10 protein-coding genes and 1 pseudogene are annotated in these 21,669 nt (G+C 72.1%); 10 read left to right on the forward strand and 1 reads right to left on the reverse strand.

Annotated features, from left to right (window positions below; all coding sequences use genetic code 11):
• From CR470_RS22125 to CR470_RS40685, 8 genes and pseudogenes are all read left to right on the forward strand, one after another.
• On the forward strand, window positions 1-4,977 hold a 4,977-nt coding region (locus CR470_RS22125), incomplete at its 5' end, for a non-ribosomal peptide synthetase (protein ID WP_097869302.1).
• Window positions 4,978-5,045: 68 nt separating this feature from the next.
• Window positions 5,046-8,354 carry a non-ribosomal peptide synthetase gene (locus tag CR470_RS22130; RefSeq protein ID WP_097869296.1) on the forward strand — a complete coding sequence of 1,103 codons (3,309 nt, stop codon included), beginning with the start codon at window positions 5,046-5,048 and terminating at the stop codon, window positions 8,352-8,354.
• On the forward strand, window positions 8,347-14,289 hold the full coding sequence (locus CR470_RS22135; protein WP_097869303.1) for a type I polyketide synthase: 5,943 nt from the start codon (window positions 8,347-8,349) through the stop codon (window positions 14,287-14,289). Before CR470_RS22130 ends, CR470_RS22135 begins: the two co-directional genes overlap by 8 nt.
• A gap of 57 nt (window positions 14,290-14,346) precedes the next feature.
• Window positions 14,347-15,108 carry a thioesterase II family protein gene (locus CR470_RS22140; protein WP_179892342.1) on the forward strand — a complete coding sequence of 254 codons (762 nt, stop codon included), beginning with the start codon at window positions 14,347-14,349 and terminating at the stop codon, window positions 15,106-15,108.
• On the forward strand, window positions 15,105-15,881 hold the full coding sequence (locus CR470_RS22145) for a methyltransferase (protein WP_097869297.1): 777 nt from the start codon (window positions 15,105-15,107) through the stop codon (window positions 15,879-15,881). The genes CR470_RS22140 and CR470_RS22145 overlap by 4 nt, the downstream gene beginning before the upstream one ends.
• A gap of 268 nt (window positions 15,882-16,149) precedes the next feature.
• Entirely contained in the window at window positions 16,150-17,130 is a 981-nt protein-coding gene (locus tag CR470_RS22150; protein WP_097869298.1) for an ABC transporter ATP-binding protein, read from the forward strand.
• Complete coding sequence (locus CR470_RS22155; protein ID WP_097869299.1) at window positions 17,123-17,923, forward strand: ABC transporter permease; 801 nt, start codon at window positions 17,123-17,125, stop codon at window positions 17,921-17,923. Before CR470_RS22150 ends, CR470_RS22155 begins: the two co-directional genes overlap by 8 nt.
• 377 nt (window positions 17,924-18,300) lie before the next feature.
• A pseudogene (locus tag CR470_RS40685) lies at window positions 18,301-18,351 on the forward strand (hypothetical protein); the annotation flags it as partial.
• Between the two features lie 392 nt (window positions 18,352-18,743).
• Here the strand turns inward: CR470_RS40685 and CR470_RS22165 are convergent.
• Window positions 18,744-20,717, reverse strand: coding sequence for a heavy metal translocating P-type ATPase (locus CR470_RS22165; protein ID WP_097869300.1), 1,974 nt, complete (start codon window positions 20,715-20,717; stop codon window positions 18,744-18,746).
• 95 nt (window positions 20,718-20,812) lie between these two features.
• Between CR470_RS22165 and CR470_RS22170 the strand changes: the two genes are divergently transcribed.
• Window positions 20,813-21,199 carry an ArsR/SmtB family transcription factor gene (locus CR470_RS22170; RefSeq protein ID WP_097869301.1) on the forward strand — a complete coding sequence of 129 codons (387 nt, stop codon included), beginning with the start codon at window positions 20,813-20,815 and terminating at the stop codon, window positions 21,197-21,199.
• A gap of 186 nt (window positions 21,200-21,385) precedes the next feature.
• A complete protein-coding gene (locus CR470_RS22175) occupies window positions 21,386-21,604 on the forward strand; it encodes a hypothetical protein (RefSeq protein ID WP_018959966.1) in 219 nt (72 codons plus the stop codon).
• Window positions 21,605-21,669 lie beyond the last annotated feature (65 nt).

Below are 21,669 nucleotides of genomic sequence, written 5' to 3' on the forward strand. Positions count from 1 at the left end.
GACGGGGCCCGGCGGGTCCCGCTGCCGCCCCAGCCCTTCGACCACGCCCGCTACTGGGACGAGACCGTGACCCCGTCCCCTTCCCCCGGCGGGGACGGGCACCGGGGCGGGACCGTACCGGCGGACACGGATGGTCTCCGGGGAGTCCTGAAGCGGTGGGCGCGTCCGGACGCCGCCACGACGGTGCGGGCGGTCGTCGCGGCGGTGTGGTCGGAGGTCCTCGGCCGCCCCGGGATCGCCGGACCGGACGACTTCGTCGCCCTGGGCGGGGACTCGGTGTCGTCCCTGAAGGTCATCCAGTTGCTCAACGCCGAGTTCTCCCTGGAGATCCCCCCGGCACTGCTGCTGCTGGAGCCGGTCCTCGACGACTTCGCCGATGCCGTCGCGGAGTTCGGGCTCGACGACGAGCTGGTCACCGGCCGGCTCGACGGCGGCGAGGTCCCCGCGGGGGACGGCGACGACACCGCCGGGGACGGCGACGACACCGCGCGGGAGTACGAGCTCGCGCTCACCGCGTCCCAGCGGGCGATGCTGTTCCGCTCGGCCGGGCTGCCGGACGGCTCGCTCGCCTACAACATCATCGGGCTGACGATCAGCGACGCCACCGTCGACGTACCGCGTCTCGAATCGGGCATGCGCGCGCTCGTGCGCCGCCACGACAGCCTGCGGGCGACGTTCCACCTCGTCGACGGCGAACCGGTCCAACGGGTGCACGCCGACGTCGAGGTGACGGTGGGTCACCATCGCCTCGACGATCCGGGGCCGGGAGAGAGCCACGAGGACCTGGCCCGGCAGCGGATGGCGCACTTCGTCCGGCCCTTCCGGCTCGACGCGGGCCCGCTGTTCCGCGTCGCCTGCTTCGACTTCGCCGACGGCGTGAGCTGCGTGGCGATCGACTTCCATCACATCGTCACCGACGGCACGTCGATGGGCGTCCTCTTCCGCGACCTCGCCGCGATCATGGCCGGAGCCGAACTTCCGGCGCCGGCCCGCGGCTACCGGTCCGCCGTGCTCGCCCTGCTCGACCACGAGAAGGGCGCGGCGGTGCGGCGCGGGCGCGAGTACTGGCGCTCCCGGCTCGCCGACCGGGCCCCGGCCCTGGACCTGGTCACGGACCGGAACCGGATCGACGCCGCGTCGGGCGCGGGCGCGACCCTGTTCACCGAGCTGGACGCGGACACGCTCGACGCGGTGAAGGACTACGCGCGCGCCCGCAATCTGACGCCCTTCATGGTCCTGCTCGGCGTCTTCCACCAGTTGCTGAGCCGGACCGGCGGTCAGAACGACCTCGTCATCGGCACACCCGTCCACGGCCGGCCCGACCTCACCTACGCCGATGTCGCCGGCATGTTCGTCAACACGCTGCCGCTGCGGATGTCGGCCGACCCCGCCTCCGGGGTCGGGGATTTCTACGCCGCACTGCGGTCGTCGGTCCTGGAAGCGTTCGAGTACCAGGACTGCCCGCTGGAGCTGATGATCGAGGACCTGGAGCCCGAGCGCGAACCGGGACGCAGCCCCCTGTTCGACGTCTGCTTCGCCTACCAGAACACCGACATGGGCCTGGAGCACCCGGGGGACCGGGTCGTGACGTTCGACGACGGCAGCGCCAAGTACGACATCACGCTCAGCGCCCGCGCCTCCGGCGGCCGGCTGCTGATGGAGTGGGAGTACTCCACCGCGCTGTTCCGCGAGGAGACCCTGCGGCTGTACGCCGAGCGCTTCGCGACGCTGCTGCGGTCCGTCCTCGCGGCCGACGACGCGGACGCGGTCGGCGCGCTCCCCCTGTTGCCGGGGCAGGAGACCGCCCTGATCCGGAGCCTCGCCACGACGCCGGCCCCGCGGCAGGAGAGCTGCGGGGTGTCCCGGCTCTTCGAACGGCAGGTCGCGGCGGACCCGGACCGGACGGCGCTGATCACCGCGTCCGAGCGGGTCTCCTACGGTGAACTCAACGCGCGGGCGAACCGGCTCGCCCACCACCTGTCGGGGCAGGGGGCCGTGCCCGGGTCACCGGTCGCGATCCTCGCGGACCGTTCCGCCGACATGATCGTCGCCATCCTGGGCGCGCTGAAGGCCGGCTGCCACTACGTCCCGCTCACCGTCGAGTTCCCCGGCGAACGCCTCCGCATGATGCTGGAGGACTCGGGGGCGCGGTTCCTCCTGGCGACCGCCGGACGCGTGGAACAGGCCGACACGCTCGCCGGGGACCGGGTCCGGATCGTGGAGGTGTCCACGGGTGTGGACGCGACCGGGGACAGTACCGACCCGGGCCTGCCGAGCAACGCCGAGGACCCGATCTACATCATGTACACCTCCGGCACCACCGGGGTGCCGAAGGGCTCGACGGCCCGGCACGAGAGCGTGCTGCGTGTGGTGCACCGGCCGGTGTTCTCCTCCGCCGGGCCCGACGACGTCTTCCTGCTGGTGTCGGACTACTCGTTCGACGGGTCGGTCTACGACATGTACGCCGCGCTGACGAACGGCGCGTCCCTCGTGGTCCTGGACAAGCCGGATGTACTGGACCTCGACCGGCTCGGCGCGGCGATCGAACGGCACGGCGTCACCCGCTTCTTCATCACCACGGCCATGTTCAACGCCCTGATCGACCACGTCCCCGAACGCCTGGCCGGTGTCCGGAGGCTGATCTTCGGGGGCGAGGTGGCGTCCCCCGTCCACGTCGCGCGGGCGTTCCGGCTCCTGGGGCCGGGACGGATCGCCCACGCCTACGGGCCGACGGAGTCCACGGTCTTCGCCACGGTGCACGTACTCGACTCCTTCGACGAGCGCGAGCCCGTCCCGATCGGCCGGCCCGTCAACGACACCTCGCTGTGGGTGCTCGACGAGGACCTGCGGCTGCGGCCGATCGGCGTCCCCGGTGAACTCTGCGTCGGCGGCGCCGGGCTGGCCGACGGCTACCTGAACCTGCCCGAGGCGACGGCCGAGCGGTTCGTGGAGTCGCCCGACGCCCCCGGCGTAGGGCTGTACCGGACCGGCGACCTGGCGACGCTGCGGAGCAACGGGCTGTTCTACTACACCGACCGCATCGACCAGCAGGTCAAACTCCGGGGCTACCGCATCGAGACCGCGGAGATCATGCACGTCGCCGTCGCGGAGCCGGAGGTCCGCTGGGCGCACGCCGCGGTGCACCGGGCCGCCGACGGCAGCGGGAGCCTGTGCCTCTGGGTCCGCTACGAGGACGGCGCCGAACCCGACGAGGCCCGGCTGCGCGCAGCCCTGGCCAGGCGGCTGCCGGGGTACATGGTCCCGGCGTTCGTCGTGCCGGTGGACGACGTCCGGCTCACCAAGAACGGCAAGCTGGACCTGGCGGCCCTGCCCGCCCCGGACCTCGCCGCCCCGCCGTCGGCCTCCCCTCCGGAGACCGACGCCGAGCGGCGCATCGCCGCGGCGTGGTCGCTGGCGCTGGGGACCGACGTGGCCGACGTCGACGCGAACTTCTTCCAGGTCGGCGGGGACTCGATCAAGGCGATCCAGATCGTGGCCGCGCTCCGGGGCGTCGGCATCTCGATCCGGGCCCCGGAACTGCTCGACAACCAGACCGTGCGCATGCTGGCCGCGCGGGTGTCGGCCGGGGAGCCGGAACAGGAGCAGGTCCACGATCAGGCGCCGGTTTCGGGCCCGATGACGCCCGGCCCCATCCAGCAGGCCTTCCTGGACCGGACCGGCCACCACGACCGGGTGTTCACGCAGTCGCTGCTCATCACCTCCGACACCCCGCTGCCCGCCGACGACCTGACGGCGGCGGTCGAGCGGCTGGTCCGCTTCCACGACGCGCTGCGCGTCCGCCTCGACGGCGACGCGCTGGTGCTGTGCGATCCGGGCCAGGAACCGTTGCTGCACGCCGAGACGGCCCCGGCCGGTCTGTCCGGGGACGGCCTCGCCGACTACCTGCGCTCGCTCCAGAGGCGGGTGGACCTGCGCACCGGTCCCGCCGTCGCGCTGGCGACGGGCCTCGGCGAACGGGGCGAACGGTTCGCGCTGGCCATCCACCACCTGGCCGTGGACGTGGTCTCCTGGGGCATCCTGATCGAGGACCTGCTGGCCTGCCTCGCCGACCCGGCCGCCCCGCTCGCGCCCAAGACCATGGCCTTCCCGGCCTGGACCGCCCGCCTGGCGGACCACGCTCGGAACGGAGGGTTCCGCGGCCAACTGCCGTACTGGACCGAGCTGGCGCGGGCCGCCACCGCTCCCGAGCTGTTCGGGGAGGGCGGCGTCCGCCGCGGCGACACCGTGGCGGAGGTGATCCGCTTCCCGGCGGCCGAGGCCGCGGACCTGTTCGACGCGGCCCGTACGGCCCACGGCCTGGAACCCGCGCAGACCGTCCTCGCCGTCGTCGCCGGGGCGCTGGGCGCGTGGCGGGACCGCGACCGGATCCTGGTGACCCTGGAGGGACACGGGCGGGAGCGGTTCGCCGAGGAGTGCGACCTGACCCGGACGGTGGGCTGGTTCACCACCACGTTCCCGCACCTCGTGCGGCTCGGGCGCGGTGTCGGGGACACCCTGCACGCCGTCCGCCGCTCCTTCGACCGGCTGCCCGGCAAGGGGTTCGGCTTCGGCGCGCTGTCCCGGCTCGACCCGGGGCTCGGCGAGGACGCGGCAGTGCTCGCGGGGCTCAGGCCCGAGATCAGCATCAACTACCTGGGTGAGCAGGGTGGCCGGAGCCAGGGCATCGGGGTCGTGCACCAGCCGGCGGAGATCACCGTCGACGCGGACTACCCCGCATCCCACGTCCTGGACGTCACCGCCTGGCGCAGCGAGGGCGACCTGCTGGTCGAGCTCCGCTTCCCGGCGGCGTGGCGAGCCCGGGGCGAGGACCACGAACTGACGGACGCCGTACGGACGTTCTTCGGGTCGGTGCGTGACGCGGTGACGGCACAGGACCGGCCCGACTTCGTGACGTCGTCCTCGGTCGCGCCGGGTGTGCTGGACGACATCCTCCTCGACATCGCCGGTGGTGACTGACCGTTGCCGCACCTTCGTCAGGACTCACATCCGTCTCGTGTGCGGTGCCAAGGGAGAGAAGTCGGTTCATGATTGACAGAGCGAACATCGCGTCCGTTTCCGGCCTGGCCGCGATGCAGAAGGGCATGTACTTCACCTACGCCGTCGACTCCGGATCCGACGCGTACGTGGAACAGTTCTGCTTCACCGGCAGCGGCGACCTGGACGCCGGCCTGCTGCGTGCGGCGCTCGCCGCCACCTCGCGCCACTACGGCGTCCTGCGGACCGTCTTCTCCTCCGGGCGGACCGACGCCCCCTACCAACTGGTCCTCAAGGAATGGCCGCCAAAGCTCGCGACGGCCGACTACCGCGACCGGGACGACACGGCCGCGGCGGTCGAGGAGTTCAAGGCAGCCGACCGCGCCAGAGGGTTCGACCTCGGCAAGGACGTACTCCTGCGGGCCACGGTGATCACGGTCGGCGACGGCCGGTGGCACCTGGTCGTCACCTTCCACCACATCATCCTGGACGGCTGGTCGCTGGCGCCGCTGTTCCAGACCTGGTTCGGCTACTACGACGAGCTGGTCCGCACGGGATCGATCGACCAGCGGCAGGAGACCCGCCCGTACGCCGACTACATCGCCTGGTACGAGAACCTGCACGACGAGGACGAGGCGCGGCGGTACTGGAGCGAGCTGCTGGACGGCTACGAGCGGCCCGCCGGACTGCCCCGCGACGGCCGCGGCTCCGGCGGGTACCGCGACGCGGAGCACCGGTTCGACCTCCCGGCGGAACTCCACGACGGGCTGACCCGGCTGGCCAGGCAGCTCGCGGTGACACCCAACAGCGTGTTCCAGACGGCGTGGGCCGTGGTGCTCCAGAAGTTCAACTACACCGACGACGTCGTCTTCGGCAGCGTGGTCTCGGGGCGGGGCGCCGACCTCGACGGCATCGAAGACATGGTCGGCCTCTTCACCAACACCCAGCCCGTCCGGGTGACGGCGCGGGAGGACACCGACTTCGCCACCCTGTGCCACGCGCTGCACGCCGCGTCTCTGCGCTCCAGCCGCTACGAGCATTTCCCCCTGCACGAGGTGCAGAGCCTGTCGCCGCTGCGCAACACCCTGCTGAACCACATGATCGCGTTCGAGAACTACCCGCTCTCCGAGCAGCTGCGCGAGTTCGGGGCCGACGACGGGGCCGGTCCCCGCCTGCACGGCGTGGAAGTCTTCGAGCGGACCAGCTACGACTTCAACATCCTGGTCACCCCCGGGCGGAGCCTGGGCGTCACGTTCCTGTACAATGCCGCCGTCCATTCGGCCGCCCTGATGGAGACGCTGCAACGCTCCCTGCTGGCCGTCCTTGCAGCCGTGACCGAGGACCCGGGGATCCGCGTCAGGGACATCGCGCTGTGGGAGCCGGAACCGCACACGGCGATACCCGCGGCGGCCCGGCCCGCCCCTTCCCGGATCCCGCTGGACGCCACGCTCGTGGAGGTCTTCGCCGAGGTCGCCGCCGCGCACGCGGACCGTACCGCCCTGGTCTGGCGCGGTACGTCGTACACCTACCGGACGCTCGACCGCTGGTCGGACGCCGTCGCCCGGACCCTCCTCGCCCGCGGTGCCGGCCGAGGCGCCGGGATCGGCGTGCTGGCCGACCGCCGACCCGAACTGGTGGTCGCCCTCCTCGCGATACTCAAGACCGGGAGCCACTACGTCCCGGTCGACGTCAAGGACGCGCCCGTCCGCATCGCGACCGTCCTGGCGGACGCGGGCGTGCGCCACCTGTGCACCCTGCCGGACTTCACCGGCCTGGTCCCCGCATCGGTTCAGGCCGTCCTTGTGGGGGAGCCCGCCCCGGACGCCCACGGCCCGGGCACCGGGGGCCCCGGCACCGACGCCGCCGACGGCGGGCCGGGGACGACCGGGGTTCTGCGCGGCGGCCGCAACGAGGACCCCGCCTATCTCATGTACACCTCCGGTTCAACGGGCGCCCCCAAGGGCTGCGTCATCACGCACCGCAACATCCTGCGGCTCCTCACCGACCAGCAGGAGTTCGTGGACTTCGGCGAGGAGCAGGTCGTCCTGTTCGTCAACTCGCCCGCGTTCGACGTGAGCACCCTGGAGGTCTGGGGGCCGCTGCTCACCGGCGGAACCCTCGTCTTCCCCGGCGACGAGCTGGACCTGCTCGACGCCGCCCGGTTCGGGGACATGATCACCCGCCACGGGATCCGGAACGTCTCCATCCCGACGGTGCTGTTCAACCAGCACAGCGACCAGGACCCGCGGATCTTCGCGCCGCTGCGGTACCTGTGCGTCGCGGGCAGCGCCCTGTCGGTGCGGCACACCGCCGCGGTGGCCCGCGCCTGCCCGGACGTGAAGATCATCAACGGGTACGGGCCGACCGAGAACACGGTGTTCTCCACCACGCGCACCATCCGTCCCGAGGACCTGCGGGGGGACCGCGTCCCCATCGGCCGGGCGGTAGGCCACTCGACGGCGTACCTCCTCGACAACGGCCTCAACGCGCTGCCGCCGGGAGCGCTCGGCGAGCTGTGCGTCGGCGGGGAAGGAGTCTCCCCCGGCTACCACAACCGCCCGGAGCTGAACCGCGAGAGGTTCGTCTTCGCCCGGCAACTGCCCGGTGAACGTCTTTACCGCACCGGCGACCTGGCCCGCGGCCTTCCCGACGGAGCGCTGGACTGCCTCGGCCGCATGGACGACCAGGTGAAGGTCGGCGGCTTCCGGATCGAGCTGGGCGAGGTGGAGAACGCCCTCCGCTCGATCGACGGCGTCGAGGAGGCCGTGGTGATCACCGTCGAACGGGACCGCGGCACGCAACTCGCCGGGTACTACGTGACCGACAGCGGGCTGACCCCCGAGCGGGTACGGCGCGAGCTGGCCGCACGGGTGGCCGGCTACATGGTCCCCGCCTCCTTCGTACGCGTCGAGAAGATCCCGCTCAACCGGAACGGCAAGGCCGACAAGGAACGGCTGGCGAAGCTCCGGTCCGAAGCGGGTGCGGACCGGACGGGCCGCGACCGGGGGCGGATCCGGGGCACCGAGGGGATCCTGCACGACATCGTCGCCGACGTCCTGGACACCGACGGTGTCGACGTCGACCGGACGTTCTTCGACATCGGCGTGACGTCGCTGGCCCTGCTGGCGGTCAAGAACGGGCTGCGCGCCAAGGCGGGCCACGACCTCCCGCTGACGCTGTTCTTCGAGTTCACGTCGATCGCGGCACTCGCGGCCCACCTCGACGCGCCCGAGGACACGGGACCGTCCCGAAACGACCCGGCCGAGCCGGACGAGGACGAGCTGGAGCAGACGGACAGCAGCCGGCTGCTGATGACTTCGATGATGGACGACAGTGAAGGGGGCGTCGGCGATGACTGACGAGACCGTGACCGAATTCCCCCGTACGGGACTCGAGATCGCCGTCATCGGCATGGCCGGCCGGTTCCCGGCCGCCCCGACAGTGGACGCCTTCTGGGCGAACCTGCTGGACGGCGTCGACGGCATCTCCCGGTTCGACGACGACGAACTGACCGCCATGGGGGTCTCCCCGCAGACGCTCCAGGACCCGAACTACGTCCGGGCGAAGGGCGTCTTCCCGGACATCGAGTACTTCGACTCCGCGTTCTTCAACTACACCCCCGCCGACGCGACGCTCCTCGATCCGCAGGTACGTGCGCTGCACGAGGAGGTCTACCACGCACTGGAGGACGCCGGTTACTCCGCTGAGGGGCGCGGCCAGTCCATCGGCCTGTTCCTGGGCGCCACGAACAACATGCCGTGGGAGGCCGACACCGAGACCCGCTTCACCGACCAGGCGCTGGCGGCCATCGTCGGCAGACAGCTCAACGACAAGGACTTCACGGCGACGCGGATCGCCCACGCCCTGGGCCTGCGAGGACCGGCGCTGACCCTGCACACCGCCTGCTCCACCTCGCTGGTCGCCATCGACGTGGCCTGCCGCAACATCTGGACCGGCTCCTGCGGGATCGCGCTGGCCGGGGGCAGCGGACTGACCCTGCCGCACAAGAAGGGCTATCTGCACCAGCCGAACCTGGCCTTCTCGCCCGACGGGCACTGCCGGGCGTTCGACGCGGCGGCCGGCGGCACCGTCGAGGGCAACGGTGTCGGGATCGTGGTGCTCAAGCGGCTGGAGTCCGCGCTGCGCGACGGCGACCGCGTCTACGCGGTCGTCAAGGGCTCCGCCGTCAACAACGACGGAACCCGCAAGGTCGGTTACACCGCCCCCAGCATCGCTGGGCAGGCGGAGGTCATCCGCAAGGCCCACCGCGTCGCCGGGGTGAAACCGGCCGAGATCTCCTACGTGGAGGCGCACGGCACCGGCACCGCCCTCGGCGACCCGGTGGAGGTCGCGGCGCTGGCCAAGGCGTTCGGCCCCGGAGAACCGGACGCGTGCGGCATCGGATCGCTGAAGCCGAGCATCGGCCACCTCGACACCGCCGCCGGGGTCGCCTCGTTCATCAAGACCTGCAAGCTGCTCGAACACCGCACCATCCCGGAGAGCCTGTACTTCGACACGCTCAACCCGGACATCAAGCTCGAAGGCACCCCCTTCTACATCGCCGGCCGGCGACAGGAGATGCGGCGCAAACGAACCTCCTCCGGACAGACCCTCCCGCTGCGCGCGGGCGTCAGCTCGTTCGGCGTCGGCGGGACCAACGCCCATGTGGTGCTGGAGGAGGCCCCGGCGCCGACGCGTCCGGCCGCCGCCGGCCGCGCACACAACACGTTCGTGCTGGCGGGCGCCTCCGCCGAGGCGGTCAAGCGGCTGAAGCAGCGCTTCGTCGACCACCTGACCGAGCATCCGGACGCCGACGGAGCCGATCTCGCGTGGACCCTGCAGAACCGTCAGCGCGACCTTCCCCACCGCTACGCCGTCGGGTTCGGCCACGCGGGACAGTTGCGCGACCGCCTCCAGGAGTCGCTGGACGCCGAGGACGAGCCGGCTCACCTGGCCAGGAACGGACGGCGGGACGTCTGCTTCCTCTTCAGCGGAGTCGGCGCGCAGCACCTGCGCATGGCCCGCGGGCTCCACGAGAGCGAGAGCGTGTTCCGGGGCCACCTGGAGGACTGCCTCGCGATCACCGACGCGCTCGGCAACCCGGCCGTGCGGGAGTGCTTCCTCGGTGAGACGCCGGAGGCGGAGAAGCAGCTGAACGCCGTAACGGTCAGCCTGGTGCTGCTGTTCGCCGTCGAGTACGCGATGGCCCGCACACTCATCGACTGGGGCATCCGGCCGAGCGGGATGATCGGCCACAGCAACGGCGAGCTGGCGGCCGCGTGCGTGGCCGGAGTCTTCTCGCTGGAGGACGGGATCCGGCTGGTGCAGGCCCGCGCCACGCTGGGGGAGAGTACCCCCGAGGGCGCGCTGACCTCGGTGAAGGCAGCCGAGGGCATCATCGTGCCGATGCTGACCGACGAGCTGTCGATCGCGGCGGTGAACGGACCGCAGGACTGCGCCGTCAGCGGCACCGTCGCCGCCGTCGCCACGTTCGAGCGGCAGTGCGCCGAACAGGGCATCACCTACACCCACGTCCAGGTGAACCACGCCCCCCACTCGCGGTACGTGGAGCCGGTCCTGGACGACCTCCGGGCGGTCGCCGCCACGCTCGACCTCCGGCCGCCCGGTATCCCCTGCATATCGAACGTCACGGGCACCTGGCTGACGCCGGAGCAGGCCGCCGACCCCGGCTACTACTGCGACCACTTCCGCAGCACGGTCCGGTTCAAGGACGGCGTGGAGACGATCATGGAACGGGGCGACGTCCTCTTCCTGGAGGTGGGCCCCGGAAAGGCGCTGTCGTCGTTCGTGCGCGGCATCGCCCCCGGCACGGGCACGGCGGCGGTCAACATGCTGCGCCACCGGATGGAGGAGGTCGGCGACGACGAGCACCTGGCCACCGCGCTCGCGAAGCTGTGGGAGGCGGGTGTCGCACCCGACTGGACGGCGTTCCACCAGGGCCGCGCACCGCGCAGGACACCCCTGCCGCTCTACGCCTTCGACCGGACCGAATACCCGGTCGACATCGCCGGGTACCAGCAGCTCTTCGCCGGGGACGGGGCCCGCGCGGTCGCCGAGGGGCGGCGGACGCCGACGCCCGCCCCGGCCGCCGACGGGCCCGCGCCCGCGCTGCAGCTGACCTGGACACGGGCACTGTTCCCGGACACGGGTGGAGCCGGCCGGCCCCGGGTGCTGCTGGTGTTCACCGCCGACCGGAAGCGCCTGCGGCGCGTCATGGACGAGATCCCGCACTGGACCCCGCTCTACGTCGGATTCGGCCCGGAGTACCGCTTCGACGGACCGTCGGGCGCCGTGATCCGGGCCGGCCACGACGAGGACGTGACGAGACTGGCCGAGGACCTGCAGCGGCACGCGCTGGTCGGGGACGCCGCGGTCGTCCACCGGGAGGCCGGCACGGAATCGGCTTCCCTGGCCGGGCGGTTGTGCGCCGCCGTCGCCGCACTGCGGGAGAAGCCGGTGCGCGACCTGGTGGTGCTGGACGAAGCGGACGACGTACGCGGATCGCTGCTGCCGGAGGTGCTCGGATTGAACCTGGAGTACCCGGACCTGCGGGTGAGGGCGCTGCGGTGCGACACCGCGCTCGGCGCCCGGCGCGGTCCCCGGGCCTGGAGCGAGGCCCTGCGCAGGGAACTGGAGGCCGAACACGAGGACGCCGTCGCCGTCCGCTACCAGGGAGAGGAGCGGTACGTCCCCGCCATGGTGCCGCTCCACGGCCACCGCGGCCGGCCCGCCGCCCGCTCCGGACGGGCGGTGGTCCTGTGCCCGGCCGACGCGGTCGAGGACGTGCTCGTGGCCGCGGGCGGTGATCTCGGCGTCGACGTGGTGCCCTTCGTCCGGGGGCCGGCCGGTCCCCAGGACACCGAAGAGCGCGTGGCCGGGCGGTGCGTGGTGCGGCCCGCCGTCCGGGGGACCACGGACGCGGAGATCGCGGCCGGGCTGCTCTCCCGGGTCCGTGCGCTTCCGGACAGCGAGTACCTCGTGCTCTGGGAGTCGCCGCCGCGGGATGTGGGCGCGGATCCCGAAGGGCCCGGCCACCCGCACCGCCGCCCGCCGGACAGGGGCTCGCAGGCGCGGACCCTGCGCGCGGCCGGACAGGAGCTGGGCATCCCGTACGGGATCGTGTCCCGGTTCGACCTCGACCGGACCGGGTGGACCGCGGACGCCACCGCCCGGCTCGCCCGGGACGCGGCGGCCGGCGCCGGGACGGACGCCGCGCGCCTCCACTCCTTCGGGCGCCTCGACGACGGCGGCCCCTCCGCCTTGGAGTTGCTGCACGAGATGTCCGCCTCCGGGGTGCGGACCGGTTACCACGGGCCGGACCTGCTGCGGCTGGCGGCCGCGGGGAAGCCGTCCGGGGCCTCGGAGGAAACCGGCGACGCCGACGGGCGGGATGCCGTCGCGGCGGTGATCGAGCGGGAGGCGGCAGGGCTGATCGGGCTCGACACGATCGACCGGCGAGCCGACCTGTTCGATTTCGGGCTCGACTCCCTGAAGCTGATCCAGTTCACCGCCGCCCTGGAGCGGCACGGCTACACCGTCCTGGCCAGCGAGGTGCACAGCCACCCGACCATCAGCCGTCTGGCCGGGCTGATCGCCCGTGCGGACAAGCAGGTCAACCAGGAGTGCGACTCGCTCGAGAGCGCGGCGGTCCTCCTCGGCGAGCGCCTGGGCGCCAGGTGCGCTCTGCACGAGGTCACCGCCGGACCGGGGCAGGAGCCGACGGTCGTCCTGTTCGTCGACGGCTTCCGCGACGCGGACCGGACGTCGGTCATCCGGGAGATCAACGCCCTGCGGCTGCCGGGAGCCTTCACGCCGCACTACATCCTGCCCGGCTCGGCCGAGCCGGACTTCCTGGCCACGCGTGACTTCGCCTCCCTCCCGCTCGGCGACGACCCGACAGCCCGGGAGGGAGGGCCGGACCACCTGTTCGCCGAGATCGACCGGCGGCAGGAGGACATGCGGCGCTCGATCCTCTCGCGGCCGGTGCGATGGGCCTATCCGGTCAGCGGCACCCAGAAGTACTACTTCAAACGAGGAGCGCGCCCGCAGCTGTTCCTGGTGCAGTTCCGCGAGCTGATCGACGTCGATGTGCTGGAGCGTGCCCTGGGCGACGTCGTCGGGCGGCACGGCCTCCTGCGCAGCACCCTGGTCAACTCCCTCGGCGGACGCCGGTGGAAGGAGTTCGAGCCTCCGACGGCCTTCACCCTGCCCCGGCTCGACCTCTCGGCGTTGCCGCTGAGCCGCCAGGAAGAGATGCGGACGCACCTGCTCAAGCGGGAGTGGAACGTCGACCTCAAGGTCGACACGCTCATGTACCAGGCGGTTCTGGTCAAATACAACGAACGCAGCCACGACCTGGTCTTCCAGTTCGACCACTCGATCATCGACGGCGCGTCCGGCCAGGCGTTCCGCAGCGACCTGCTGAAGCGCTACCAGGAGCTGAGGGCGGGAACCACCAGGGCGCTGCCCAGCACCCGCAGCTACCGGCAGTTGGCGCGGCAGACCGGCAAGGGCCCCGTCGGCATCGACGCGGACGAGATCATCGAGAAGTTCGACCTGGAGGCATGGGCGCGGCACGGCAAGCAGATCCAGGCGGCGTCCGCGCGCCGCGGCGCCCACCGCATGCGCGACGTCAGCTACTCCGTCGACCTGAAGAGCCTCCAGGGCGCGGACGGTGTGGACGTCGACCCGTTCTCCCTGGTGGTGTACCTCTACGCGCGCCTGGTGTCCCGGCTGATCGAGGTGGACAAGGTCGCGCTCGACCTCGTTTTCCAGTCCCGCGTCTACCAGGACGTGGACTATTCCGGGGTGCTCGGCATGGTCGCGGACGTCCTGCCCGTCGTGGTGTCCGCGGAGCGGGGCGTACGGGACGACCTGGAGACGCTCATCCAGCGGAAGCTCCACCTGATGAACAAGCACAACGTCAACTTCTCGAGCATGGTCACCGGCCCGCTGTCGGCGCTCCGGTACGGGAAGGTCTACCAGAGGACCAAGGCGGCCAGGGGCGCGTCCTACCGGCCGTCGTGCATGCTCAACTTCGCGGGCAGCCTCGACGCCGAGTACGACGCCACGTGGGACACCACCCTGGAGCTGCTCGCCGAGAACCAGGAAACGCTCGACTACGCCGACTGCTACTGCGTCTCCAAGACCGGCGGGGACCGCCTGGACATCGTGATCCTGTCCACCTGGGTCGAGGACCCGGCCGAGGTGACCGCCGTCCTCGACGAGGAAGTCGAGTACCTGACGCGGCACACCGCGGCCAGGACCCCGTGACCGCCCCGACGCCCACCTCGACACTCACCCCGACCAGGAAGGTCTTCGACCATCATCATGGACAGCATCCCGATAGTGTGCTTCCCGCACGCGGGCGCCGGCCGGCTCTACTACAGCCAGTGGCAGCACGCCTTCGACGCCACCATCGACCTGCGGATCGTCCAGTACCCGCTGCGCGAGCAGCGGACGCTGACCCCGATGCCGTCGTCGATCGGGGCGCTCGCGGCGGACGTCTTCGCGGAGTTCGAGGAGGTGTTCCGCGGACCGTACGCGATCTGGGGCCACAGCATGGGCAGCGTGATCGGGTACGAGGTGTCCAAGCTCTGCCAGGAGCGGCTGTCCAACCCGCCGATGGCGTTCTTCAGTTCGGGCGCGGCGGCGCCGTGCCGCGTCGGGTTCACGAGGGTCAAGGACCTCGACACCCCTGAGGGCTTCCGGTCCGTCCTGCTGCGCTACGGCGGCGCCGCGGCCCAGTACGTACAGGACCCGGACTTCCTGCGGCACTTCGCGCCCGCGATCAAGGCCGACCTGCGCCTGCTCGGTGGATACCGGGACACGGCGTTCCAGCAGCTGCGGTGCCCGGTCGTGGTGATGCTGGGGCGTTCCGACACGGTGACCGCCGGGCAGTGGGAGCACTACACCGCCCACCCGCTGGAGGTCCACGAGTACGACGGCGGGCACTTCTTCCTCGACGAGCACCGGGCGTCGATGGTCTCCCTGATGGAGGCGAAGGTCCAGCTGGCCTGGCAGTTGAGGGGCGCCGAGGGCGTCGACGACGCGCCCGGAGCACGCGGACCGGGCGCACGGGTGACCGGGTGACCACGGGTATCGGACAGGAGCGGGAGAAGAACATGGAGTACGACCTCGGGGGCGAGGTGGCCGAGTGGATGCTGTCGCGGACGGGCGCGCCGCACGGCGCCCGCTCGACGACGACACTGATGGGCCTGCAGTGGGACGTGTTTCCCGGCGTGTGGCACCCCAACCCGGGGACCAGGCTGTTCACTTCCTGGCTGCCGATCGCCGACGGCTGCCGGCTCCTGGAGGTCGGGTGCGCCGCCGGCGTCACCTGTGTGGTCGCGGCCCGGGGCGGGTGCACGCGGGTGGTGGGCGTGGACATCTATCCCGCGGCGACGGACAACACACGGCGCAACGCCGCCCGGCACGGCGTGGCCGGCCGGGTGGAGGCGCTCACCAGCGACCTGTTCGCCGAACTGGACGAGGATGACGTCTTCGACGTGATCTGCTCGAACCCGCCACTGGCCAAGGCACCGGAGTCACGCCGGATCGACACGGCCACCGAGCAGATGGTGTACGACCCCGGCTACGAACTGCACCGGCGCTTCTTCCGGGAGGTGGGGCCGCACCTGGCCGACGACGGCCGGATCTACGTGCTGACCAGCGAGACGCTGGCCGACCCGGCCGAGTTGCGGACGCTGGCGGCCGAGGCCGGATTCTCGGGGCGCGTGCACGCGAGCGAGGCGATCGGTATTCCGGCCTCGGTCATGGGCTCCACTCCGGCCGTCGTCGCCGCGGCCGACGAACACGGCGTGGTCCGGGTGGACTTCACCATGCTCGAGTTCCAGCGGGGCTGAGAGCCTGTCGGGTGACCTCTGATCGGGCGGCCACGCCCTGGCACGCGCACTTCCGGCGTTGCCGACATGCCCTGGTAGCTCCGCCATGAGCGGGATGTCGAAGCCTTGGAATCACACGCGCCGGACCGCCCGCTTTCCGATCGAAGGTCACCCGACAGGCTCTGAGGCACGGCGGGACCGGCTGCCCAAAGCCGCTTCCGCCGGCCGTCACGAGACCCCGGCCGGGGGACGCGGTTCTCCGGGCCGCCACCCGACTACGGAGGAAACGATGAGCGACGCGATTCTGGAGATCGAAGGACTGACGAGGCGGTTCGGCACGATCGTGGCGAACGACGGGGTGGACCTGCGGGTCAGGCCCGGCGAGGTGGTCGGGCTGCTGGGCCACAACGGCGCCGGCAAGACCACGCTGATCTCCCAGGTCGTGGGATTGCTTCGGCCCGACAGCGGCTCCATCCGGGTCGTGGGGGTGGACGCGGTCGCCGACCCCGCGACGGCGCGACGCTGCGTCGCGCTGCAGAGCCAGGCGCAGGCCCCCCTGGACGGAATGACCCCGGCACAGGCGATCGAGATCGCCGGGCAGTTGCGCGGCATGTCCCGCTCCGCCGCGCGGGAGGCCGTCACGTCGCTGGCCGACGAACTGGACATCCGGGACTGGATCAAGCGGCGGGCCCTGCCGGACGGCAGGGGGATCTCCGGCGGGGTGCGCCGCCTCACCTCGTTCGCGATGGCCGCGGTGGCCCCGGTGCCGCTGATCATCCTCGACGAGCCGACCAACGATGTCGACGCGGGCCGCCGTCGGCGGCTGTGGAACACGGTCCGCCGGCTGGCGGACACGGGTGCGGGGGTCCTGCTGGTCACCCACAACATCGCCGAGGCCGAACACGTCATGGACGAGATCGTGGTGCTCGACCGGGGCCGCGTCGTCGCGGCCGGCTCGTCGAGCCGGCTGCGGGGCGGCGACGGCGAGGAACTGCGCCTCGAAATCGCCCTGCCGCCGGACGGCGACGACCCGTCCGCGTCGCCGGTCCTGCCCGTCGCGTTCGGCCGCCGGGCCCGTACCGGCCGCCGGGTCCTGCTGACCCTCGCCGCTTCCGACGCCGGAGACGCGGCGGTCTGGGCCACCGGGCTCCGCGCGGCAGGACGCATCGAGGCGTACACGCTCGCGCCCATGACCCTTGAGGACGCCTACCTCGCGGCCACGGCCGAGGCCGGCGCCGCGCCCACCGACGAGGAGCCCGCACATGTCTGAGTCCACCACCGTCGCGAGCCCCCGGGCGCGGGTCTCCGTCGGGGTCCCGGCGCGCGTCGGCCTGGGGCCGACCACCTGGATCCTGCTGCGCTGGACGATGGCCCAGACCGGGGCGATGCTGCCGCTGTTCGTCGTCGTCCAGGCGGCGATCGCGGGGGCCGTCATCGTCGGGTTCGGCCTCCTCATCCCCGACATCGACACGCCTACGGCGGAGCTGCTGTCCACCGGTGCCCCCACCATCCTCGTCATGATCATCGGCTTGGTCCTGTGCCCGTTCGGCATGGCCCAGGCCCGGACGAACGGCACCTTCGCCTACCAGCGCGCGCTGCCCGTGCCACGGCCGCTGCTGCTGGTGTGCGACCTGATCGTCTGGCTGGTGATCGCCCTGCCCGGCATTCCCGTGACGATGCTGGTGGCCCATCTGCGCTACGGGATCGACTATTCGGTCAACTGGCCGCTGCTGGTGGGAGCGGCGCTGCTCTCGACGGTCATGGCCGTCTCGGTGGGCTACGCGACCGCGGTGATGCTGCCGCCGATGCTGTCGCAACTGGTCAGCCAGGTGATGGTGTTCTTCGTGATGCTGTTCTCGCCGATCACCTTCCTCGAGGAACAGCTCCCCGGCTGGTTCCAGGCGGTCCACGACGTGCTCCCGTTCCGGCCCGCCGCCGACCTGCTCCGCTCCGGCCTGATCTCGGACCGGTTCGACGCGAGTGGCCAGGACCTCCTGGTCCTGGCCGTCTGGTGCCTGCTGGGACTCGCCGTCAGCGTCCGCGCCCTGGTCCGGCGCGACTGAGCACCGCCCCGGACCCTGTCGGCGGGGCGGCCCGCACGGCCGTCGTGCCGACCCGAACGGCTGACGCCACGCGGGTGGCTCCCGCCCCTGTCCGTGCCCGGCTCCGATACTGAACCGATGATCACAGGACGCACGCATGGGTGCTTCCGGAGCGTCAGCGGCGGTCGCGGGCCGAACCGGCCGAGGATCTGGATCTCTCGTTCGGGGACGCGCGCGCCGGGCAGTCCGCGTTCTGGACCGTGCAGCCGGTTCGTGCTCGCCGGGGTCCTCCTGGTGGTGGCGGTCGACGCCGTGGGATCGCTGGCCGTGCCGGCCCTCGACGACCTGCTGTCGGCAGTCAGATCGCCGGCCGGACCTCGCCCGGTCTGCTGGATCTGGTGGCTGCCCCGGCGACCGGCATCGCCGGGGCCCTCGCACTGTCGCGCAAGGACGTCGCTGCGGTGCTGCCCGGCGTGGCCATCGCTATCCCGCCGGTGCCACCGCTGGACCTGCTGGTCGCCGACCTCGCCGGAAAGGTCCCCGACGGGGTACCGGTCGAGGTGGTGACGACCCAGGGCCGGCGGCTCCAGCCGGGCGGGTCGGGGACTGACCCGCGGCACGGCCCGGCGGTGACGTCCGGTCGGAGGCTGTCGGGTGACCTCGGCCCGGGTGGGCCACGCCCTGGCACGCACGCTTCCGGCGGTGTCGTCGGTCGACGACTTCCCCGAGCCGTCGAACGACCTCCGGCGGGGGAGGCCCCACTGCGTCGCCCCCTGCCTCCGCCCGGGTATCGCACGCACCCGACCGCGTCCGCTGTCCGGCCCGAGGCTGCCCGGCCCTCTCAGCCGGCGTCCCCGGCGGGCCGGGGCCAGGCGGCCTCCCGCAGGAGACGCAGGCCGTTGAGGCCGACGATGACGGTGGAGCCCTCGTGTCCGGCGACGCCGAGCGGCAGGGGCAGGGTGCCGATCAGGTCCCAGGCGACCAGGGCGGCGATGAAGGTCCCGGCGATGGCCAGGTTCTGGACGACCAGGCGGCGGGCGGTGCGGGAGAGGGCCACGACGGCGGGGACCGTGGCGAGTTCGTCGCGGACGACGATGACGTCGGCGGTTTCCAGCGCGAGGTCGGATCCGGCCCGGCCCATCGCGATGCCGGTGTGCGCGGCGGCCAGCGCGGGTGCGTCGTTGACGCCGTCGCCGACGACCAGGACCCGCAGGCCCTCGGCCTCCCACGCCCGTACGGCGGCGACCTTGTCCTGCGGGAGCAGCCCGGCGCGCACGTCGCTGATCCCGACCTCGGCGGCCAGCCGGCGGGCGGCGCGCTCGTTGTCACCGGTGAGCAACACCGGGGTGCGGCCGGTCAGTTCGGTGAGCGCGGCCACCGTCGCCCTCGCGTCCGGGCGCAGCCGGTCCGCGATGCCCAGTACGCCGACCGGAGTGTCGTCACGGAGCACGAGGACCGCGGTGCGGCCCCCGTCCTCCAGCGACCGGACCGCCTCGTCGAGGCCGGGTCCGCCGGCGGCGAGGCGGGCCGGGGAGCCGACCTGGACGGTGCGGCCGTCGACGTTCGCGGTGACACCGGCCCCGGGGGAGGAGACGAAACCGGTCGCCTCGGCGAGGACGAGGCCGCGTTCGCGGGCGGCCCGCACGACGGCCCGGGCGAGGGGATGCTCGCTGGGGTGCTCGGCCGCCCCCGCCAGGGCCAGCAGCCGGTCCTCGTCCAGGTCCGATCCGGGCAGGGGGAGCACGTCGGTGACCCGTGGGGTGCCCTCGGTCAGGGTGCCGGTCTTGTCCAGGGCCACGGCGTCTACCTGGCCCAGGCGCTCCATCACGACGGCGGACTTCGCGAGTACGCCGTGGCGGCCCGCGTTGGCGATCGCGGACAGCAGCGGCGGCATGGTCGACAGGACCACCGCGCACGGCGAGGCCACGATCATGAACGTCATCGCGCGCAGCAACGCCGACCGGAGGTCGTCGCCGAAGGCCAGCGGGATGCCGAAGACGGCCAGGGTGGCGATGACCATGCCGATCGAGTACCGCTGCTCGACCTTCTCGATGAACAGCTGGGTCGGCGCCTTGGTCTCGGACGCCTCCTCGACCATCTTCACGATCCGGGCGATCACCGAGTCCGCCGGATCCCGCTCGACGCGAACCCGCAGAGCACCGGTGCCGTTCACCGTGCCGGCGAACACCTCGTCCCCCGCCTGCTTGGCGACCGGCAACGGCTCGCCGGTGATCGTGGCCTGGTCGACATCGCTCGCCCCGTCCAGGACGTGCCCGTCCGCGCCGACCCGCTCACCGGGGCGCACCAGAATGACGTCCCCCACCGCCAGATCTTCGGCGTCCACCGTCTCCTCGACGCCGTCCGCACGGAGCCGGGTCGCGACGTCGGGGGCGAGATCGAGCAGGCCGCGCACGGAGTCCGCCGTGCGGGCGGTCGCGACCGCCTCCAGGGCGCCGGAGGTGGCGAAGATGACGATCAGCAGCGCGCCGTCCAGGACCTGCCCGATCGCGGCGGCGCCGAGCGCGGCGACGACCATCAGCAGGTCCACGTCCAGCGTCCTGTCCCGCAGGGCCTTGAGACCCTCCCACCCGGGCTCCCAGCCGCCGGTGACGTAGCTGGCGGCGAACAGCGGGCCCCACGCCCACGCCGGAGCGTCCAGCAGATACACGGGGAGCGCCAGCAGGAACAGCACCAGGGAGGCCAGCGCCCACCGGGCCTCCGGCAACGCCAGGAGGCGCGTTCGCCGCCTCGGCGGCACCGGGCGCGGAGCGTCGGCGGTCGCCGGCGCGGGCCGTTGATCCACAACAGAAGACATGACAAAGCAACCCTTCACGGGTGGACGACGGACAACACGCTCACCATACAGGAACACATGAACAGGTCTTCATGTGTCGCGCGTATGATGACGGTATGGGCCACGGAGCAGACGCCAGGAGCAGCGCCACCACGCGCGAACGCCTCGACGCGGTCGGCGCCGCCGACGTCGCCGCCACCCTCCAGGCCCTCGCGACGCCCTCGCGGCTGCACATCCTCGCCCGCCTCCAGGAAGGCCCCTGCTCGGTGAGCGACCTCGCCGACGCCGTGGGGATGGAGGCCTCCGCCTGCTCCCACCAGCTGCGCCTGCTGCGCAATCTCGGCCTGGTCACCGGTGAACGTCACGGCCGCTCGATCATCTACGCCCTCTACGACAACCACGTCGCCGAACTCCTCGACCAGGCCCTGTATCACGTCGAACACCTGCGCCTGGGCGTCCGCGACTTCCCGGCCGAGGCCCCCGAGCCCGCCGTCGTCGACTGATCCCGTCATGGGCGGTGCGTGGGCTTTCGGACAATCTCGGCCGATGTCCTGTCCCTGCCCGCCGGGCCCGCTCTTCTCTCCTATGCTCTACATGTCTGTAGAGCATGGCGGGGTGGCGCGGAAGTCCGCGCGGCTCCGGCATACGCGCGCGCTTCGTGGGGAGCGCGGAACGAGGAGAGGACGAGCGTGGCTTCGATCGATCTGGACAAGGTGCTGGACAAGGCATGGGCGGACAAGAGCGTGCCCGAGGTGCTGGCGGCCCCGGTGTCGGCGCTCAAGGGCGTCTCGGACCGGCAGGGTGACCTCCTCAAGGAGGCGTTCGGCATCAAGACCGTGGCCGACCTCGCGGACCTGAAGTACGTCGGCTGGGCACAGGCCCTGGCCGCGCTGGACGCGGCGAAGTAGGGCCCCGGCGCGCGAGCGGCGCCGCCGGCGCGGGTCCCTGCGGCGCGGCGCTTCCCCGGGGCTGT

Origin of the sequence: Streptomyces sp. rh34, assembly GCF_002551245.1 — a bacterium.
GTDB lineage: Bacteria > Actinomycetota > Actinomycetes > Streptomycetales > Streptomycetaceae > Streptomyces.